Below are 2165 nucleotides of genomic sequence, written 5' to 3'. Positions count from 1 at the left end.
GCGGCAGGCCCCTCCAGGCCGCAGCCTGACCCAGCCCGACGAAACCCATGCGGTCACAGCACTAGGACGTGTCTCTCAACTTCGTTGGGGCATGAGGGGTTTCGCCGGTGCTCGTAGACTCATGACGTGGCATTCATGAGCACCCCGCACTGCTGCTTCCTGTGATCGGAAGACGTTGAGGGCGATGCCGGACGGCGTCGCCCTCCTTGGTGTGCCTGCCGCATGAACCACGCTCCCGACGCTGCCCGTTCCTTCCCGAGGCAGACATGCTCCGAGCGCGCGCAGGCACGGTCTCTTCCCTTTCACCGTTGCCAGGAGTGCCTCGTGCCCGTGTCGCTTCCCCCTGCCCTTGAACTCTCCCTCGGCCTGTTGCGCTGCCCCACGTGCCGCACCCGCCAGCTGCACCCCGGCCGCGGCGCACTGCGCTGCTCGGTGGGCCACTCCTTCGACATCTCCCGCCACGGCTACGCCGGCCTGCTGACGGGCGCTCGAGCCACCAGCGGCGACGACGCGGCCATGGTCCAGGCCCGGAGCCGGTTCCTGTCCACCGGCATCTACGCGCCCATCCGCAACGTCGGGGCCCGCCTGGCGGCCGACGCCGCCGCTGAGCAGGCCACGGTCGTGGACGTGGGATGCGGCACCGGCTACTATCTGGCCGGCGTACTCGACCGGCTGCCCGGCGCCCGCGGACTGGGTCTGGACACGTCGGTGCGCGCACTGCGCTCGGCAGCCCGAGCCCACGACCGAGCCGCGGCGGTGGCCTGGGACGTCTTCCGTCCCTTCCCCCTGGCCGACGGGGTGGCCGATGTCGTGCTGGACGTGTTCGCCCCGCGCAACCCGGCCGAGTTCCACCGCGTACTGCGCCCGACCGGCCGGTTGATCGTGGTCCGTCCCACCGGGCGGCACCTGGCCGAGCTTCGTGACCGGCTGCCTGCGATGGTCACGATTGACCCGGCCAAGGAACAGCGCCTGCACCGGGCACTGGCCCCATTCTTCGAGGGCGCCGTCACCGAACAAGTGGAGTACACCGCACCCTTGACCAGGCTGGATGCCTCGGATCTGGTGACGATGACACCGAGCGCACGCCACGTGAGCCGTGCAGACCTGAACGATGACGGCCTCCTGCCCGATGAGGTCACCGTCTCCGTGCTGGCCACCGCCTACCAGCCTCGGTGACCACGAGCGGGCGCATACGCCTGCTGACCGACGAGCAGTGGGCGCGCCTGGCGCCCTGCCTACCTCGCAACGCAGGGAAGGCAGGGCGTCCGTTCGCCGATCACCGCCGCATCATCGAAGGGATCATCTACCGGTACCGCACTGGAATCCCCTGGAGAGACCTGCCCGGCGAAGCGTTCGGTCCCTGGCAGACGGTGTGGAAGCGTCATCGCAGGTGGGCAGCGGACGGCACCTGGGACACGGTTCTGGCGCAGCTGACCGCCCAGGCAGACTCGATCGGCGGGATCGACTGGACGGTCTCGGTGGACTCGACGATCAACCGGGCCCACCAGCACGCCACGAACACAGCCCGGCCGGAGAAGGACACCAGCGCCGCCACCCGCAGAAGCAAGAGCGAAGCCCCTGCGACCCGGGGTGAGCCGGCGGGCCACGCGATAGGCCGGTCACGCGGCGGCCTGACGACCAAGATCCATCACGCCGTGGACGGCAACGGCCGTCCGCTGGCCGTCATCGTCACTCCGGGCCAGGTCCACGACGCGCAGGTCCTCCCCCTCGTGCTGGGCGACATCCGGGTCCCGCGACTCGGCCGCGGCAGGCCGCGCACTACACCGGACGCTCTGCTCGCAGACAAGGCGTACGCCTCCCAGCAGATCCGCGCGGACCTCGCGTCCCGGGGTATCCGCGCGGTGATCCCCGAACGCGCCGATCAGCAGGCAAACCGCAAGAGAAAGGGCCGCAGCGGCGGACGACCTCGCACTCTGGACGCCGAGACCTACAAGTGCAGGAACGTCGTGGAACGATCTTTTAGCTTGCTCAAGCAGTGGCGGGGACTGGCCACGCGTTATGACAAGCTCGCGATCGTCTATCGCTCAGCAGCCGTACTGGCGGCGGTCATCACCTGGCTACGAAGTTGAGAGACACGGTCTAGCTCCGGCCGCGCATCATCGACAGCAGCAGCCCGTGGGTCTCGTCGTCGGCGGCGACCACAA

The 2165-nt window shown here is 69.3% G+C and carries 2 protein-coding genes; both read left to right on the top strand.

Going from position 1 to position 2165, the window contains the following annotated elements; translation table 11 throughout:
- Positions 1 to 324 precede the first annotated feature (324 nt).
- Positions 325 to 1176 (top strand): methyltransferase domain-containing protein, encoded by an 852-nt coding sequence (locus tag IEZ11_RS50275; protein ID WP_189269836.1) that lies wholly within the window; start codon positions 325 to 327, stop codon positions 1174 to 1176.
- Positions 1173 to 2090 (top strand): IS5 family transposase, encoded by a 918-nt coding sequence (locus IEZ11_RS50270; protein ID WP_189269835.1) that lies wholly within the window; start codon positions 1173 to 1175, stop codon positions 2088 to 2090. Before IEZ11_RS50275 ends, IEZ11_RS50270 begins: the two co-directional genes overlap by 4 nt.
- The last annotated feature ends 75 nt before the right edge of the window (positions 2091 to 2165 follow it).

The organism is Streptomyces fuscichromogenes (assembly GCF_014645815.1).
In the GTDB taxonomy this organism is placed as follows: domain Bacteria; phylum Actinomycetota; class Actinomycetes; order Streptomycetales; family Streptomycetaceae; genus Streptomyces; species Streptomyces fuscichromogenes.
Note: the sequence above shows the minus strand (reverse complement) of the source record. Positions and strands in the feature narration are given on the sequence as shown.